The organism is Clostridium sp. UBA5988 (assembly GCF_002435615.1).
Classification (GTDB): Bacteria; Bacillota; Clostridia; order Clostridiales; family Clostridiaceae; genus Clostridium_J; species Clostridium_J sulfidigenes.
This window is the reverse complement of sequence record NZ_DJBA01000014.1, coordinates 1-16,497: the sequence shown is the minus strand read 5'-3', so window position 1 is coordinate 16,497 and position 16,497 is coordinate 1. Positions and strand designations below refer to the sequence as shown.

Sequence of the window (16,497 nt, the reverse complement as noted above, 5' to 3'; positions counted from 1 at the left end):
TTGGTTTTTAATATAAATTGGAAATATATTTTCATGGGTAAGATATAAAAATTTAAAGGGGTGTATAAGAATGAAAGCAGCGTTTCTAATAATTGATATGCAAAAGGGATGTTATGACTTTTGTAAATGTCAAAGAGAATTTGATGATGCAGTAGAGTATATAAATGAGGCAGCACGTATGTTTAGGGAAAAAGGATTGCCTGTTGTTAAAGTATTGGATATAGAAGTGGGAGAGGGGCCTGGTTCTGAGAAGTTTGAATTTGTTGATTCTATTAATGAGAGTACAGATGATATTGTTATACATAAAGAGTATAATAATGCATTTTTCAAGACAGAGCTTCATGATAAGCTTCAAGAACTTGGAGTTGAATTTCTTGTTATAAGCGGATTTGCAGCAGAGTATTGTGTATTGTTCTCTTATAATGGAGCAAAAGAAATGGGATATGGAACATCATTACTTCAAAATGGTATTGCAGGGTTCGAATATGAAGAAGTGAAAAAAATGCAACTCTTAAGACCAGTAATTAGTCTTGAGGCATTGGAATATTTTTTAAAGTAAGAGTAAAATCTTCCCAAGGTGTTTATATGTAAAGTTAACAAAACATAATCATGTAAAAGATACACTAGTAATTTTATGTGATTTAGGCTTAAATAAATATATAGAGAAATATATATTAGGAGAGCGTTATGATAAAGAGTAAAGAGTTATTGTTAATGAGATATATATCATTTTGTATATTAACCTTTCAATTGTTTATAGAAGTAGGAAATAAGAGCATAGTAAGTCTAGTTTTTCTTCTATTATTTATTATAAATAATCATTTGAGAATGTTTTATTTAGAGAAAGAGAGTAGTGCTATCCTTTCAATAATAATAGAGCTAGCATTTATACCATTGGCACAACTGAACTTTGGAGGAACTATTATTTTTTACTTAATAGGGGTATCCATAGATTTATTCCCGTTGAAAATTAAGATAGTTAAGTATGGATTAGGGTTTATAATTTTATTTTTTGGAATTTATCCGAAGTTTAGTGGGCCTATTGAAGATGGCATTATTAATTTTGTTTTACTTGGAATCTTCTTTATTCTTTTAAGTTATATATCTAGACTTTTTAGTACAAAGGTTGAAGCACAGCAGCTTTATGATAAGCTTAGGGTTTCAGATGAAAAACTTATAGAAGCTAATAAGGAGCTTGAAGGGTATGTAGAGTCTATTGAGGAATTAACTTTATTAAAGGAAAGAAATAGAATATCAAGGGAAATTCATGATAGTGTTGGACATACTTTATCTACTGCTATGATTCAGTTATCTGCCATGGAAGCTATTGCGGAGAAAGAAAATAGTTCTATGAAAGATATGATAGGAAATTTAAGGGCTTTTATTAGTGAAAGTTTTCAAGATGTGAAGAGAGCTGTAAGGGAGTTAAAGCCTGATGAATATGATAATTACCAAGGAATTTTAAGATTTCAAGAGGTATGTAAAAACTTTGAGAGAATGTCTGGAGTAGAAGTTAAGGTCATTATATCAAAGGGTGATTGGAATTTATCAACTAAGCAGATTAATCATTTATATAGAATGATTCAAGAGATTTTATCAAATTCTTTAAAGCATGGTAAAGCAACTATGGTTAAGGTTATTATGAACTTTACAGAAGATGAATTTGTAATATCCTTTAGTGACAATGGCGTGGGAACAGATAAAATTGTGGAAAGTGGACTCGGACTTAAAAGTATAAGGGAAAGAGTAGCGGAGATAGAGGGTATAGTTCATATGAAGTCTAGCAAAGACAATGGTTTTTTTGTTAAGGTTATAGTTCCAAGGGAAGTGGAGGTGTAGGAATGGAGAAGATTAAACTTTTAATTGTAGATGATGAGAAGTTAATAAGAGAAGGCTTGAAAGTAATGCTTTCAGTATATGAGGATATTGAAGTTGTTGGGATAGCTGAAAATGGTTATAAGGCTTTGGAAGTTTGCAAAACCACTGATGTTGATGTTGTTCTTATGGATATAAGAATGAAAACTTGTGATGGGGTTATGGGGACAAGACTTATTAAGGAACAGTTTACAAAGATAAAGGTTATAATTCTTACTACCTTTAAGGATAAGAAGTATATAAGAGAAGCCATGAGGTATGGGGCTTTTGGTTATATGCTTAAGGATAGCTCCCATGATGTAATTTATGAAGGTATAAAAATGGCTTATAAAGGTAATATGGTAGTTCATCCTGATGTGGCCATAGAAATGATGGGAAGTAATGGAGTAATTAAAAGTGATATAGATAAGTATGGACTTTTGGAGAAAGAGCTTAAAATAATAGAAGCAATAGCTAAAGGATTTACTAATAAAGAGATTTCAGAAGAGTTGTTTTTATCAGAAGGAACGATAAAAAATAATATTACAAATATACTATCAAAGTTGAAGCTTAGAGACAGGACACAGATTGCAATTTTTGCTTTTAAAAATGGAATAGTGACTTAAGTCATTTATGTAGTGACTTTAAGTTATGGCTATCCCCCTGGAAGTATCTTATTATAATAGTAAGATAAGTCTAGGGGGTAATTTTATGAGTATTATAGAAGTAAAAAACATTAGTAAAAGATTTAATGATAAGTTAGTTTTAGATAATATTAGTTATGAAGTAAAAGAAGGGGAGATATTTGGCTTTATTGGACCTAATGGAGCGGGTAAGTCAACTTTAATAAATATTATGACAAGTTTATTAACACCAGATAGTGGGACTATTGAAATATGTGGATATGATATTCTAAGGGAGCCAATTAAGGCAAAGGAATGTATGGGATATGTTCCACAGGAGTTAGCTCTAATGGAGGACCTTAATGCCTATGATAATTTAGAGTTCTTTGGAGCTTTATATGGACTAAAGGGGAAACTTTTGAAGGAAAGAATAGCAGAGGCCCTTAAAGTAACTGGATTAGAGGAAACTAAAAAGCAAAAGGTTAAGAAGTTTTCAGGTGGAATGAAAAGAAGACTAAATATTGCAGTATCAATTCTGCACCATCCAAAGGTTTTAATATTGGATGAGCCTACCGTTGGCGTAGATCCGCAATCAAGAAATCATATATTTTCTTTCATAAAAAATATATGTAAGGATTGGGGTACTACAGTAATTTATACTTCCCATTATATGGAGGAAATCGAGGAGCTTTGCAAGAGAGTATTTATAATTGATTTAGGCAAGGAAGTATCCTATGGAGATAGAGAAGAGATTAAGGCTTCAGTTTTCTCTAACAATAAGGTGATTATTGAAACTCAAGAGATAAGTGGAGAAACAATAATGAAGTTAAAGGATTTAGAGGGGATCGATAAGGTATCAGATAAGGATAATGTACTTACTTTAACTATTGATTCAAAGTTTAAGCTGGCTAGTGTGCTTTCATTATTAGAAAAAGAAACTGTTAATATAAAGAAGATTAGTTATGAAGAGGCAAAGCTTGAAGATGTATTTTTATCATTAACAGGAAAAACTTTAAGAGATTAGGGGGAAGAGCTATGAAGGCATTATATTATATAAAAACTACCCTTAAAGGTATGTTTGCAAATGGCGTAGTTACCATAGCATATTTTATCTTATTTCCTATTTTACTTGCATGTTTTATGGCATTTTTTAACAATTTGAATGATGAAAATCCATTAAAGCTTAAGGCGTTAAATGTTCAAATTGTTGATGAAGACAACACTGAAAATTCAAAAAAGCTTATAGAGCTTCTAGGCAGTGATGATTTTAAAGAGGTTGTAAATATAGTAGATAAAAAGCCAGATGTGGAATTAGTAATAAAAGAAGGATATGAGAAAAATGTTTTATCTTTAAATAAGGGAGATATAATTATTAATAAAAAAGTAGAAGGCATGGGTATGTCCACTGACACTTTAAAGGTAATATTAGATAGATATCATCAAAGTTTATATGTATCTATAGCTGGTGGAGATATGGAGAATTTAAATAGAATTATGGAATCATCTATAGTTGAAGATATTACAATAGATACTGTAAAAACCAATAACCCCTATGAAAAGATATCAGCATCCATGATTGGATTTGTAGTTACCATGCTGATATTTACTATGATTCAAGGTGGTTATGCAGATATTAGCGTAAATTTAGATAAAAGAATTAATGCAACTCCTATTACAAAATTACAATATCTTTTTTATGACACTATAGCTTTAATAGTATATGTGTTTATAATAATCAGTGGATATATAATTTTCTTTAGAGTAGCTGGATTAAGTTTTAAAGGGAATATTTTAGATTTAATATTATTAATATTAATGGGAACTATGCTAGTAGTATCTATGTCTAAAAGTATATCTACTATATTTGGGCCTAAGTATGGAAAAATAATAGGGACTATAATATTTACATTACCCCTAATAAGTGGAGAGATATTTTCAGGTGAAGGGAATAAAATTGCGTTGCTAACACCTACACATTATTTAAATAATGCATTTAATTTATATAATTTAAATGGAAATTTAAAAGGCTGTGGTAAATGGATATTAATTATAATTACAATGTCAATTATTATATACTCTGCAGCAATAATTAAAGCAGTAATTCAGGGGAGGAAAAAGGTATGCGCTTAATAAGATTAGTATTAATTAATATGAAAAGACAATTAAAAAGTCCATTTATGTTACTAATGACCTTATTATTTCCTGTTGTTATGATTTTAGTTATAAATGGTGGAGGTTTAAGTCACGGATCAGGAAGCATAGGAATTATAGATAAAAGTAATTCAAACCACTCTACTGAAGTTATTGAAAGGTTAAGTGAAGAATACTCCATAAGTATACTAGAGGGTCAAATAGAAGATAACTTTAATTTGCTTAGAGAAAATAAATTAGGAGCAATTTATGTTATAGAAGATAACTTTCAAGATTTATTAGATAATGGAGAGCTTCCTAAAATTAAGTGTTATAGGACTGAGGCTGCTAGTGGCTCAATAATGGCAGCAGATATTATAACAAGCTATGTATCTGGAGTTGTTGAGGAAGAAGTAAGTGAGGGGCTAAGCACAAATTCTACTACTGCAGTTATTGTAGATGAAGAAGTAGACAGTAAAGAAGACTATAAGATGGCTGTATTAATGTTATGTTATTTTATGATGATAGGTGGTTCCGTTATTGCTGGAGAAATAATTAAACTTAGAGAGCAAAAGGTATTAAAAAGAACCATAGCAACTAGTAATTCAGATATAACTATTTTAGGTAGTTTATTTATTTCATCCTTTATAATTCAAGGAGTTTTAAGTTGCTCAGCTTTTATAATCTTAACACTTGTATTAAAGCTTCCTAACAACAATATTCCTCAAGGAATACTAATCATATTTCTAAGTAGTTTAGTTACAACATCTATTATTGTAGCAGTAACAAGATGGATTAGAAATGTAACCTTAGCAAGTCTATCTACAGTTGTTTTTGGAATAGTTGCCTTTGGTATGGGGATTTTTGGATCAGAGTTAGATAGCTTTGATAATGTTCCAGAAATAATAAGTAGAATAAGTGTAATATCACCATTTACATGGCTACTCAGAATAATAAATACAGGGGAAATTATTGTTCCTATCTTAATTATATTTTTAATGTCTATTATGTTATTTACAGCAGGTAGCTTTAGGCTCAGGGAGTTTGTTAAAGAATAATGTGGATTTAAAATTAGTAGCTTTCAATTTAGGTTGGGGCTACTATTTTTTTTTGTGAATTTATTTGAGATAAATATTAATTAAGTACGTTTATATTTATTTAGAATAATCTAGATTTTTAATGGGCAAACTTATATGGAATAAAAGTTACAAATTTTAAAAGAGGGTGTAAAAACTTTACACTAACCCAAATAGTAAAGGAGAATGATTATGAAAAGAAAAATTAAAATTATTGTAGCGTTAGCAATGATGGTATTTATTATCCAAATGCCTTTAGTGGCAAGTGCACAGAGTATTTTACATATTCAAAGTGATACCATGAAAGAAATGGCAGAACCAAAGGACATAGTGGATATAGCTACAAGTGATGGCAGATTTAAAACTTTAACAGCAGCTTTAGAGGCAGCCGGATTAGTGGATACCCTAAAGAGTGAAGGTCCATTTACAGTGTTTGCACCTACAGATGACGCATTTTCAAAACTTCCAGCAGGAAAAATTGATGAGCTATTAAGACCAGAAAATAAAAATGTGCTTACAGATATTCTAACTTATCATGTTTTCAAAGGTAAAGCTACTGCTGCAGATGTTGCCAAATTAAATGGTAAGGAAATAACCATGGCAAATGGAAAAAATGCTAAAATAGAGGTTAAGGGTGATTCAGTATTTATTGATGGAGCGAAAGTTATAATTACTGATATTATGGCTAAAAATGGAGTTATACACGTAATTGATACTGTAATGATGCCTTAGTAGATGGAATATACAAACAGTTTAAATTAAGGTAAAAGATGCTAATCATCTTAGGATGAAGCATCTTTTTTGCTTTTTATTTCATATTAAGATTGATAGCTTTAATTTGATATTTCAATAGTAAACAAAGACATAAGTATTTAATGAATAACATATTAGAATAAATAATTATTAAAAGTATAAACTAAAAAGAGGGTAGTTATTATAGAAGTTTATATCTATAATTTATATAAAACGAAGAAGAAAAGGAGACAGGATGAAAGAAAAAAAAGCATTAATAGATACAGGATTCAACTTGGAAAACAGTTATGCTAGACTTCCAGAAAAATTTTTTGCAATGCAAAGACCTAGTCATGTGCCATCACCTAAACTAGTTATGTTAAATTATCCGCTAATAAAATCTTTAGGATTGAATGCCGAGGAACTACAAAATACTGATGGAGTAGATATACTTGCAGGAAATAAGATTCCAGAAGGAGCTATGCCTATTGCTCAGGCATATGCAGGACATCAATTCGGCCATTTCACCATGTTAGGTGATGGGAGAGCTGTTCTCATAGGTGAGCATATTACTCCCTTAGGTGAGAGAGTTGATATTCAGCTTAAGGGTTCAGGTAGAACTCCATATTCACGAGGAGGTGATGGAAAAGCATCACTAGGTCCAATGCTGAGGGAATATATCATAAGTGAAGCAATGAATGCACTAGGTATTCCTACTACTCGTAGTTTAGCTGTGGTTACAACTGGTGAGTCAATAATGAGAGAAACAGAGTTACCTGGTGCAATTCTCACTCGTGTAGCAGCTAGTCATATTCGTGTTGGTACATTTCAATACGCATCAAAATGGGGTACGATTGAAGAGGTTAGAGCTTTAGCTGATTATACTTTGCAAAGGCATTTTCAACAGGTAAAGGATAAAGAAAATCCATATCTTTTATTACTTCAGCAAGTAATTAGGAAGCAGGCTGAGCTTATTGCAAAATGGCAGTTAGTTGGGTTTATTCATGGTGTAATGAATACTGATAATGTAACAATTAGTGGAGAAACAATTGATTATGGGCCATGTGCTTTTATGGATGCCTATGATCCTTCTACTGTATTTAGTTCTATTGATATTCAGGGTAGATATGCTTATGGTAATCAACCTAATATTGGTGCATGGGATCTTGCCAGATTTGCGGAGACTCTGTTACCATTGTTACACACTGATGAGAATGAGGCATTAAGGCTAGCACAAAAAGAAGTTTCACATTTTGCTGATTTATATAAAAATAATTGGATTAGAGGAATGAGAGCAAAACTTGGAATTTTTAATGAAGAAGTTGCTGATGAAGCTTTAATTGAGGAACTTTTAAGTACTATGAAAAAGCATGGTGCAGATTATACCAACACCTTCCGTGTATTAACTAGTGGAAAGATAGAGGATAATGTACTCTTTGGCAAAGAGGAATTTGATAAATGGTATAAGCGATGGCAGGAGAGATTAACGAGACAAGAAGAATCGGAAATTTCCTCAAAGGAGCTTATGGAAAGAAGTAATCCAGCGGTAATTCCACGTAACCATAGGGTAGAAGAAGCACTAGAAGCTGCAGTAAATCAAGGAGATTATAGGGTCATGGAAAGACTATTAGATGCTCTCTCAAAACCATATGATCACTCTAGAGAACTGGATTATTACACTACATTACCAGAAACATCAACGTGCCCATACCGAACCTACTGTGGAACTTAATATAAACTTAATTTATTATAGTATTTGATTTTATTTTATGAAAGAATTAAATAGATTGATTACACTAAAGCACATGATTAACAAAAATAAATATTAATCATGTGCTTATTAATTTTATGTTTCAAACTAATTATTATACCAGAATGATATAATGTATTATACAATATATTATAAAATTAAAATAAATTGTAAAGAGGAAATTAATTATAGGTGGAGGGTATTATGAAATACTTAAAGATTTGCTCAGATATACTTTTATGGGGAGGTAGAATATTTATCATTGTACTATTAGGTTTAATAATATTGCTAAATTTTATAGCTGTGCCAACTAATTCATGGTTTAGTATATTCAGGACTGAAATTGTAGGAGTTTCAAATATATTAATAATAATAGCACCATTTTTACTAATCATTGGTCAAGCTATAAAGAAAATATATATTGAATTAACTAAAATAAACAACAAATTGAATTAGCTTTATCAACTACAGTATAGAAAAATAGATGAACTTAATTATATAATAAAAGTAGATTAGTATTTACAAAAAGCATAGTAAAAGAGGGGGAACATATGAAGACAATAGAAGTAGTAGCAGCAGTAATAAAACATAATGATAGAATATTTATTACACGTAGAGGATACGGTGACTTTGTTGATATGTGGGAATTTCCTGGAGGGAAAATAGAAATTGGTGAATCAAAAGAAGAAGCACTTATTCGTGAGATAAAGGAAGAATTAGAATTAGATATAAAAATATCAAGTTTTTTAACCACAGTAGAATATGATTATCATAGTTTCCATCTTATTATGCATTGTTTTATTTGCCAAATTTCTGGTGGGAAATTAAATCTAAATGCTCATAATGATGCTAAGTGGATTACCTTTCATGAATTAGACGGTGAAAAGTGGATTCCAGCGGATGTTTTAGTTATTGATGCTCTGAAGAATATGTAAGAAAAGGGACTTAGCAAATTAAATTACTTTGCTAAGTCCTTTTACTTTATGAAGTAATATATTCATAAATATCTTCTCTTACAGGTGTAATTAATTGATATTTAATTTCCACAGCAGTTTTATTAGTGTTTTTCATAATGAATTGGACAGGTATTCCTACAGCTTTAATTTTTCCAAGGAAGTAAAATTCTTTTGAAATTTTATCATCCTTATTTTTTCTCAGGAATAAGCTCATTTCAACACCGGTTTCTTCAGCTCTATAAGCTTGTACAATATCATCAGAAGTTATTGTTCTACCTGACTTTGATATAGCAATTAACTGAGATGGAGATAGAAATCTATCTTCATAGTTAATAGTATCAGTAATATCTTCAGATTTCTCATAGTTTATAAATACAGGGTAGGTTTTAGTGGTCTTATCAAATTTATATCCACCAATGTTAAGTGCAACTTCACCTTTTTCCCACTGAAGTAATCTACAAACATCCTCATAGGTATATTTTTGATATAACTGAAAACTAGTATTCATATAACTTTTACTGTAGAATTTCATATATCTTTCCATACCAAAATGGATTAACTCCTCAACTATATATTTAAAATTCCTATTTTCAAGATGGTTCTTAAAGGATTTAGAAATTCTATAATCAGAATCCCACGCTTCTAAGAAAACACACTTTTCATAAGTTTTTTTACCAGAGCCAGTGGGAAATTCATTTGTAAGAACGTTAACTACATTGGTTTCAGTGGTAGCTTTAAAATCTATATTATAATCATCTTTTAGCTCTTTTTTTAGTCTATGAATTAGATTAGTTTCATGGTTAATAGCAAGCTTAAGCATAAGCAGTTCATGAATTCTTTTACCGGAAGCTAGCTTTTTAGATATGAATTCAATAAATAATTCTTCAGACTCATTAAGCTCTATATAATAGTCCTTCTCATATTTTTTTAAGAATTTATAATATGAACCCAGGCTTTTATTATCAAATATTCTTAAAGGGTCAATAGATTCATAAGTATCAAAATCTGTTAAACTTGGTATTCTACCAATCTTTTGCTTAAGATTATTGTAATTTTCTTTAATTAGCTTAATATCATTAAAGTTAGCTTTATCAATGGATTCAAATATTTTCTTTTTAGATATTTCATCAAAATTAATAGTGGAGCAACCAGGTATTATCCTTGTTCCTTCCATAACATATTTTCTAATGGAGTCCTTGTTAAAGGTTCTATCTCCAGATAAGGCAATGGGAATTAAAAAATTGCTGCTATAGTTTCCTATAAAATCTATAATAACAACATATTCTTTAAATTTATGTTTTCTAAGACCTCTACCTAATTGTTGAACGAAAATTATAGCTGACTTAGTTGGCCTTAACATAACAACTTGATTAACAGCAGGTATATCTACACCTTCATTAAATATATCAACTGTGAAAATATAATCTAGAGAGTTATTTAATTCTTCTTGCTCTAAACGTTGAATTGCTGCTTCTCTTTCATCCTGAGTATTTTCTCCAGTTAAGGCTACTGTTTTATAACCACGAGTATTAAATATATTTGAAAGTTGAATGGCTTCCTTTTTATCACTACAGAATATTAACCCCTTTACTCTTTCACCACAATATCCATAAAAATTAATTTTATCAATGATATGATTAACTCTTTCTTCAGCTACTAAAGCTCTAAAGTCTGATTTTTCTTCTAATTCCACGCCATTTACACTAATATCAGATACACCAAAATAATGGAATGGACAAAGTAAATCTTCTTCTAAGGCCTGTTGAAGACGTATTTCATAGGCAATGTTGTAGTTAAACATTTTAAAAATATCAAAGTCATCACTTCTTTCAGGGGTAGCTGTCATGCCAAGTAAGAATTTAGGATTAAAATATTCAACTATCTTTTGATAACTATTAGCTCCTGCCTTATGAACTTCATCGATGATAATATAATCAAATTCATCTTTGCTAAAACTTTGAAGCACCTCATCCTTTGATAGTGTTTGGACTGTACAAAAGATAAAGTCTTTATTAATTTCCTTTCGGCTTCCAGAGAGAATTCCCATGCTTCGAGTATCACCAAATACATTTTGAAAGCTATTTAAACCTTGATTGGCTATTTGTTCTCTATGTACTATAAATAGAGCTTTTTTAGTATTATAATTTCTTAACTCAAAAGCAGATAGATAAGTCTTTCCAGTACCAGTAGCAGAAATTAAGAGAGCCTTATCTGCACCGTTTGCCCTGAGCTTATTTAATCCTTGAATAGCAGCTACCTGCATTTTATTTGGTTTAAGCTTATATTGTGCTAGTCTTGGAACGTTACTTTTTCTTGCGTATTCAATTTGCTTTTTATAAATATCTTCATAGGTTTCTATCCAATTTAAAGTTAAGTCATCAGCATCCTTCCAAAGCTCCTGAAATTCATCAATTACATTTTCAGTTAAGGAACCTGCCTCTAAAGAGGAAATTTTTAAATTCCATTCCTTATTTTTTGTTAATGCTGATTGAGTTAAATTCGAACTTCCTACAATTAATTTATAATGATCTTCATATTTAAATATATATCCTTTAGTATGAAAGTTTTCTTTGCTATATAACTTAATTTCAATATTTGAAAATTCAAGTAGCTTCCTTAATGCTTTAGGCTCACTGAAATTCAGATAATCTGTAGTTAAAATTTTACCCTTAACGCCTTTTTTATTTAAGTATTTCAAGGTTTCTAGTAAGGGGGTTATGCCACTACTTGTAATAAAGGCAACGGAAATAAAAAACTCTTTACATTTAGTTAATTCAGAGGTTATTTCATTTAAAACCTTGCTACCTTTTGAATAGTCATTTACTATTAACTTTGGTGTTAAAGCTAAATTTGAATGGATTAAGCTATTTACTAAACCAGTTTCACTAGCTTTAATAATCTCATCTTTAATTATATTTTTATCATTTGTATCCATATCAATAGTCTTAAAGTTAATACTTACTGGTGTATTAACTATATCTGTTTTAGTTATAGTACTCATATTTACCTCACATTTAAATTATCATAGTTAAAGTGTAAATAATTTCATTAATTCTTATATTATAACATAATTATATGATAGGGATTTTACTATATAGTGATATAATGTATTTAAATAGGATTTACAAAATGTAATTGTACTTAAGAGGTGTAATATATGGAGAATGTAGAACTAACAAATATGGTTATGATAATGGATAAATTAAATAATAAAGTTCTTGTTCAGAACCGTATTAAAGGAAATTGGACTGGCATAGCTTTTCCAGGGGGACATGTAGAAAAGGGTGAGTCTATTGTAGATTCAGCCATCAGAGAAGTTAATGAGGAAACTGGCCTAGTAGTAAATAATTTAGAAATTTGCGGTGTTAAAGATTGGTATAGGGCAGAAGATAATAAAAGGTATATGGTTTTTCTTTTTAAAACTCATTCATACCAGGGAGATTTAATAGAGCATGGTGAAGAAGGGCATGTATTTTGGCATGATATAGATAAACTTCATTTATTAAATCTTGCCCATGGATTTGATAGGATGGTTAAAATAATGTTAGAGGATAGACTTAATGAGTATTTTATTACAGAGAATCAACAAAAATCTCATTGGGAGCATATGCTAAAATAAATATAAGTCAATTATAAGATTTAAGATTTTATGTTTCGCTTATTTTGAATGTTTCTGGATTATTGTGTGTAAAATATAAGTATCTAAGTTCTTAGTAGAGTTTCTGAGAATATGCGAGTAAATTATTAATAGAACCTTATCTTAGAAATTTAGCAAAGCTTTTTCAGTCAATTATACAAATGAAAAATGTTATGAATTTTATGGAGGTAAACTTGTGAAAAAAATAATTATTTTAGCAGAGAGTGGAGCAGATATTCCATTAGATTTAGCCACATTACATAATATTCAGGTTATCCCCATGCACGTGATAATGGGAGACTCATCTTATTTAGATGGTTCAATACCTGTAACAGAAGTCTATGATTATTATAAAAAAACTAAAAAAATACCATCAACTTCAGCAACAAATCCAGGTTGTATTATTCTTCATATTGGATATACATCTAAAGCCTCTTGTGCTTACCAAAATGCGCTTATTGCTTCAGAAGGAATGGAAGATATTTATCATGTTGATTCTTTAAATGTCACTGGTGGTCAAGGATCAATTGTTTTAAAAGCAGCTGAAATCATAGAAAAACATCCAGATATAATGATAACTAATTTAATTGAAGAAATTCAGGATTACGTGGCAAGAGCTAGGGTATCTTTTATCCCTGGTGATCTAGCATATCTGAGAGCTGGAGGGCGTGTATCCAATGCTGCATACTTGGGAGGGACTTTACTACAAATAAAACCCCTCATTGAAATTATAGATGGAAAGTTAATTTCTACACAAAAGCTTCATGGAAAAATGGGTAGTGTTGCTGATAAGTATATGAAAGAATATATTAAGAGATATAATTTTGATAAAGAACAATTATATCTTATTTATACTTTGGGTCTTGATGAATCTATAAAACATAACATGGAGGGAATTGCTAAAGAAGAGGGATTTAGAAAGATTATATGGATTCAAGCAGGATGCGTAATTACATCTCATAGTGGCCCAGGAGCTATTGGAATAGCAGGATTTGAAAAGATTACTTCTAAATAAAATTAGGCTCTATAAAATTAATTTTTTAATTTTATAGAGCCTTACTTTATTAGAGAAAGGTATCCACTACAATTATATTGCCTTATTCATTATTATTCATAGGAATAATAGTACATTAGAAATATTATTAATTATTAGTAGGATTTACTTTATTTTTTCTTCCCACCATTCAAATGCGACTCTACCTTGAGCAAGTTCATTTGGAGTTTCTGGGTTGGATAAGAAAATAATAAATGATCCTCCAGGAGGAAAAATATATTTATATACTATTCTGTACGTAATGATTCTACAGGATTTTTTCGTGCAGCCATTTTTGCTGGAATAGCACCACCCAGCAATGTTAAAGAAACACTTATAATTATAAGTATTATAGCATGAACTGGATTAAGTTTTGCTACACCTTCAAGGTCTGTTAAATTCTTAAGAACGCTATTTATTGGAAATGTTAATAAGTATGATATTAATATTCCAAGTAATCCTGAACAAGAACCTATTATGAATGTTTCAGCATTGAATACACGGGTTATATCTTTCTTCCTTGCACCTAATGCTCTCAATACACCAATTTCCTTTGTTCTTTCTAATACAGAAATGTATGTTATTATCCCAATCATAATAAGGGATACAACAAGTGATATTGCGGCAAAGGCAATTAAAACAAGGGTTATTGAATCCATAATACCGCCAGATAATTTTGTGAATGTAGCTGCTAAATCTGTATATATTATAGAGTCTTCAACAGCATTTCCATCATTCCATGAATTTAAGTAATTAAGTACCCTATCCTTGGTAGTAAAATCTTTAGGGTAAAGGGTTATAGCAAATGGGGTAGAAGTAGCACCTAATTGAGAAAGTACGTCATCTTTAGTAACATTAGGAGTACTACTACTAGCTCCTCCCATTGGTGACATTGCAGCCATTGGATTAGTAGGCATACTAGTTCCAGCTGTGGCATCTCCAAAAGGCTTTCCAGTTAATACATTATAATTAGTATCTTGCTGTGCTTTAACAATTTTAGAGTTTTTAGCATTATCAATAAAATATTGTGATAATTCATCTGAATATGAAAGTCCAGGTGAAAGAATTTCTAGCTTTGAATTTTTGCTAGAACGAACTATACCAGCAATTTTAAGAGTAATAGCATTATCGTTATTATAAATATCTATAAGATTGTCTGGAGTACCGTTTATTGTAAATATATTGCCCATCTGTTTGTAGTAATCATCATTTAAAGCTAATTTAAATTCCTTGTTTATAATATCATCAAAACTTACAGTATCTGATTTAGAATCTATACCCAAAGCTTCTAGCATAGAGTTGTCAAGTCTGTTATAGCTATCGACAATAAGAATAAGATCTGTTTTTTCTTTAGGATATGACCCAGCTAATAAATCATAATTGCTTTCAAGGTATCCTTTAGTATCTAAATTTAGACTATTGGGATATGATGAAAAGTTAATTAGAGATGTATTTACTGGAGTTGCAGTTTTTCCATCAGATTTTAAAAGATTCATATTAACAAGTCTTGTATAGGACATTCCAGAAAGCAGAGATGAATCAATATTTTCAATATACTCTATGTATTCATCAGTAAATACATTTGTGTGTTCAATACTATTTTTACTAGGGTCATAAGGATAAATGTAATCCACATCTGGAAATTGATTTTCATTTACGGAATTACTCACTGCTTCTTTGTGTTGCTCTCTCATTGCATCCATATCAACTTCGGCGGTTTTTTGATTAATCATTATTGGAAAACCAGATAATGTACTATTTTCAAATTCTCCAATTTGTTTATCGAATCCATTTGATAATGAAAGTATTAAGGCAATACCAATTATACCTATACTTGAGGCAAAAGCAGTAAGTGCTGTTCTCCATTTCTTTGTAGATATGTTTTTGCCAGATAGTTTTAAAGCAGTAAAGAAACTCATACTTGTTTTCTTAAGTTTATAATCAGAAGTATCTAAGTCATCATAAAATGGATTGCTATCAGATTTTATCTCACCATCTCTAAATTCAACAATTCTATCAGCATATTCATTAGCTAACTCTGGATTATGAGTTACCATAACAACAAGTTTATCCTTTGAAATTTCTTTAATAAGCTCCATAATCTGAATACTTGTATGAGTGTCCAAAGCACCAGTAGGTTCATCTGCTAAAATTATATCAGGGTCATTAGCTAGAGCTCGAGCTATAGCAACTCTTTGCATTTGTCCTCCTGATAATTGGTTTGGTTTTTTGTGAACATGGTCCTTTAGGCCAACCTTTTCTAATACCTCAAGAGCTTTCTTGTGCTTCTCTGTATTTGAAACTCCACTAAGGGTCATTCCCATTTCTACATTATCTACTATACTTAAGTGAGAAATTAGGTTATAACTTTGAAAAATAAATCCAACACTATTATTTCTATAGGCATCCCAATCTGAGTCTTTAAAATTTTTTGTAGATTTACCATTGATAATTAAATCACCTTCATCATATTGGTCAAGACCACCTATAACATTTAAACATGTTGTTTTTCCAGAGCCACTTGGTCCAAGAATTGCAACAAATTCAGATTTTCTAAATTTTAGGCTTATTCCATCTAATGCAACTTGAGTAAATTCGCCTGTAGTATAACTTTTAAATATGTTTTTTAATTGTAACATTATGCTCCTCCTTTACGATTAACTTTTCTAATTGTAAAATCGTAATATGAGTTGGCTTGATTGCGAT

14 protein-coding genes are annotated in these 16,497 nt (G+C 30.4%); 12 read left to right on the top strand and 2 right to left on the bottom strand.

Going from position 1 to position 16,497, the window contains the following annotated elements; translation table 11 throughout:
• Positions 1–70: 70 nt before the first annotated feature.
• The 10 genes from B3J31_RS02180 (at position 71) to B3J31_RS02135 (ending at position 9,100) form a co-directional block, all read left to right on the top strand.
• Positions 71–559: a cysteine hydrolase family protein gene (locus B3J31_RS02180; protein ID WP_346868304.1), complete on the top strand. Its 489-nt coding sequence runs from the start codon at positions 71–73 to the stop codon at positions 557–559.
• 128 nt (positions 560–687) lie between these two features.
• On the top strand, positions 688–1,839 hold the full coding sequence (locus B3J31_RS02175) for a histidine kinase (protein ID WP_150845844.1): 1,152 nt from the start codon (positions 688–690) through the stop codon (positions 1,837–1,839).
• A gap of 2 nt (positions 1,840–1,841) precedes the next feature.
• Positions 1,842–2,480 carry a response regulator gene (locus B3J31_RS02170; protein ID WP_150845843.1) on the top strand — a complete coding sequence of 213 codons (639 nt, stop codon included), beginning with the start codon at positions 1,842–1,844 and terminating at the stop codon, positions 2,478–2,480.
• 85 nt (positions 2,481–2,565) lie between these two features.
• On the top strand, positions 2,566–3,501 hold the full coding sequence (locus B3J31_RS02165) for an ATP-binding cassette domain-containing protein (protein WP_150845842.1): 936 nt from the start codon (positions 2,566–2,568) through the stop codon (positions 3,499–3,501).
• Between the two features lie 11 nt (positions 3,502–3,512).
• Positions 3,513–4,607 (top strand): ABC transporter permease, encoded by a 1,095-nt coding sequence (locus B3J31_RS02160; RefSeq protein WP_150845841.1) that lies wholly within the window; start codon positions 3,513–3,515, stop codon positions 4,605–4,607.
• Complete coding sequence (locus tag B3J31_RS02155) at positions 4,598–5,665, top strand: ABC transporter permease (protein ID WP_150845840.1); 1,068 nt, start codon at positions 4,598–4,600, stop codon at positions 5,663–5,665. The genes B3J31_RS02160 and B3J31_RS02155 overlap by 10 nt, the downstream gene beginning before the upstream one ends.
• A 318-nt stretch (positions 5,666–5,983) precedes the next feature.
• On the top strand, positions 5,984–6,415 hold the full coding sequence (locus B3J31_RS02150) for a fasciclin domain-containing protein (RefSeq protein WP_414632084.1): 432 nt from the start codon (positions 5,984–5,986) through the stop codon (positions 6,413–6,415).
• Between the two features lie 256 nt (positions 6,416–6,671).
• Entirely contained in the window at positions 6,672–8,147 is a 1,476-nt protein-coding gene (locus tag B3J31_RS02145) for a protein adenylyltransferase SelO (RefSeq protein ID WP_346868305.1), read from the top strand.
• Between the two features lie 222 nt (positions 8,148–8,369).
• On the top strand, positions 8,370–8,621 hold the full coding sequence (locus tag B3J31_RS02140; RefSeq protein ID WP_035131257.1) for a hypothetical protein: 252 nt from the start codon (positions 8,370–8,372) through the stop codon (positions 8,619–8,621).
• Between the two features lie 95 nt (positions 8,622–8,716).
• Positions 8,717–9,100: an NUDIX domain-containing protein gene (locus tag B3J31_RS02135; protein ID WP_150845836.1), complete on the top strand. Its 384-nt coding sequence runs from the start codon at positions 8,717–8,719 to the stop codon at positions 9,098–9,100.
• Between the two features lie 46 nt (positions 9,101–9,146).
• On the opposite strand, the gene B3J31_RS02130 is transcribed toward B3J31_RS02135, so the two are convergent.
• Complete coding sequence (locus B3J31_RS02130; RefSeq protein ID WP_346868306.1) at positions 9,147–12,122, bottom strand: DEAD/DEAH box helicase; 2,976 nt, start codon at positions 12,120–12,122, stop codon at positions 9,147–9,149.
• A 156-nt stretch (positions 12,123–12,278) separates the two neighbouring features.
• On the opposite strand from B3J31_RS02130, the gene B3J31_RS02125 reads away from it, so the two are divergent.
• Positions 12,279–12,740 (top strand): NUDIX domain-containing protein, encoded by a 462-nt coding sequence (locus B3J31_RS02125; protein ID WP_150845834.1) that lies wholly within the window; start codon positions 12,279–12,281, stop codon positions 12,738–12,740.
• 214 nt (positions 12,741–12,954) lie between these two features.
• The gene (locus B3J31_RS02120; protein ID WP_346868307.1) at positions 12,955–13,773 is read left to right on the top strand and encodes a DegV family protein; all 819 of its coding nucleotides are present in this window, start codon (positions 12,955–12,957) and stop codon (positions 13,771–13,773) included.
• 266 nt (positions 13,774–14,039) lie between these two features.
• On the opposite strand, the gene B3J31_RS02115 is transcribed toward B3J31_RS02120, so the two are convergent.
• Complete coding sequence (locus B3J31_RS02115) at positions 14,040–16,430, bottom strand: ABC transporter ATP-binding protein/permease (RefSeq protein WP_346868308.1); 2,391 nt, start codon at positions 16,428–16,430, stop codon at positions 14,040–14,042.
• Between the last annotated feature and the right edge of the window lie 67 nt (positions 16,431–16,497).

What these genes read in the sequence shown, in the direction of transcription:
- B3J31_RS02170 (WP_150845843.1), top strand. Translation starts at nt 1,842, where the DNA reads ATGGAGAAGATTAAACTTTTAATTGTAGATGATGAGAAGTTAATAAGA.
- B3J31_RS02160 (WP_150845841.1), top strand. Translation starts at nt 3,513, where the DNA reads ATGAAGGCATTATATTATATAAAAACTACCCTTAAAGGTATGTTTGCA.
- B3J31_RS02165 (WP_150845842.1), top strand. Translation starts at nt 2,566, where the DNA reads ATGAGTATTATAGAAGTAAAAAACATTAGTAAAAGATTTAATGATAAG.
- B3J31_RS02115 (WP_346868308.1), bottom strand. Translation starts at nt 16,430, where the DNA reads ATGTTACAATTAAAAAACATATTTAAAAGTTATACTACAGGCGAATTT.
- B3J31_RS02130 (WP_346868306.1), bottom strand. Translation starts at nt 12,122, where the DNA reads ATGAGTACTATAACTAAAACAGATATAGTTAATACACCAGTAAGTATT.
- B3J31_RS02145 (WP_346868305.1), top strand. Translation starts at nt 6,672, where the DNA reads ATGAAAGAAAAAAAAGCATTAATAGATACAGGATTCAACTTGGAAAAC.
- B3J31_RS02180 (WP_346868304.1), top strand. Translation starts at nt 71, where the DNA reads ATGAAAGCAGCGTTTCTAATAATTGATATGCAAAAGGGATGTTATGAC.
- B3J31_RS02175 (WP_150845844.1), top strand. Translation starts at nt 688, where the DNA reads ATGATAAAGAGTAAAGAGTTATTGTTAATGAGATATATATCATTTTGT.
- B3J31_RS02155 (WP_150845840.1), top strand. Translation starts at nt 4,598, where the DNA reads ATGCGCTTAATAAGATTAGTATTAATTAATATGAAAAGACAATTAAAA.
- B3J31_RS02125 (WP_150845834.1), top strand. Translation starts at nt 12,279, where the DNA reads ATGGAGAATGTAGAACTAACAAATATGGTTATGATAATGGATAAATTA.
- B3J31_RS02135 (WP_150845836.1), top strand. Translation starts at nt 8,717, where the DNA reads ATGAAGACAATAGAAGTAGTAGCAGCAGTAATAAAACATAATGATAGA.
- B3J31_RS02140 (WP_035131257.1), top strand. Translation starts at nt 8,370, where the DNA reads ATGAAATACTTAAAGATTTGCTCAGATATACTTTTATGGGGAGGTAGA.
- B3J31_RS02150 (WP_414632084.1), top strand. Translation starts at nt 5,984, where the DNA reads ATGAAAGAAATGGCAGAACCAAAGGACATAGTGGATATAGCTACAAGT.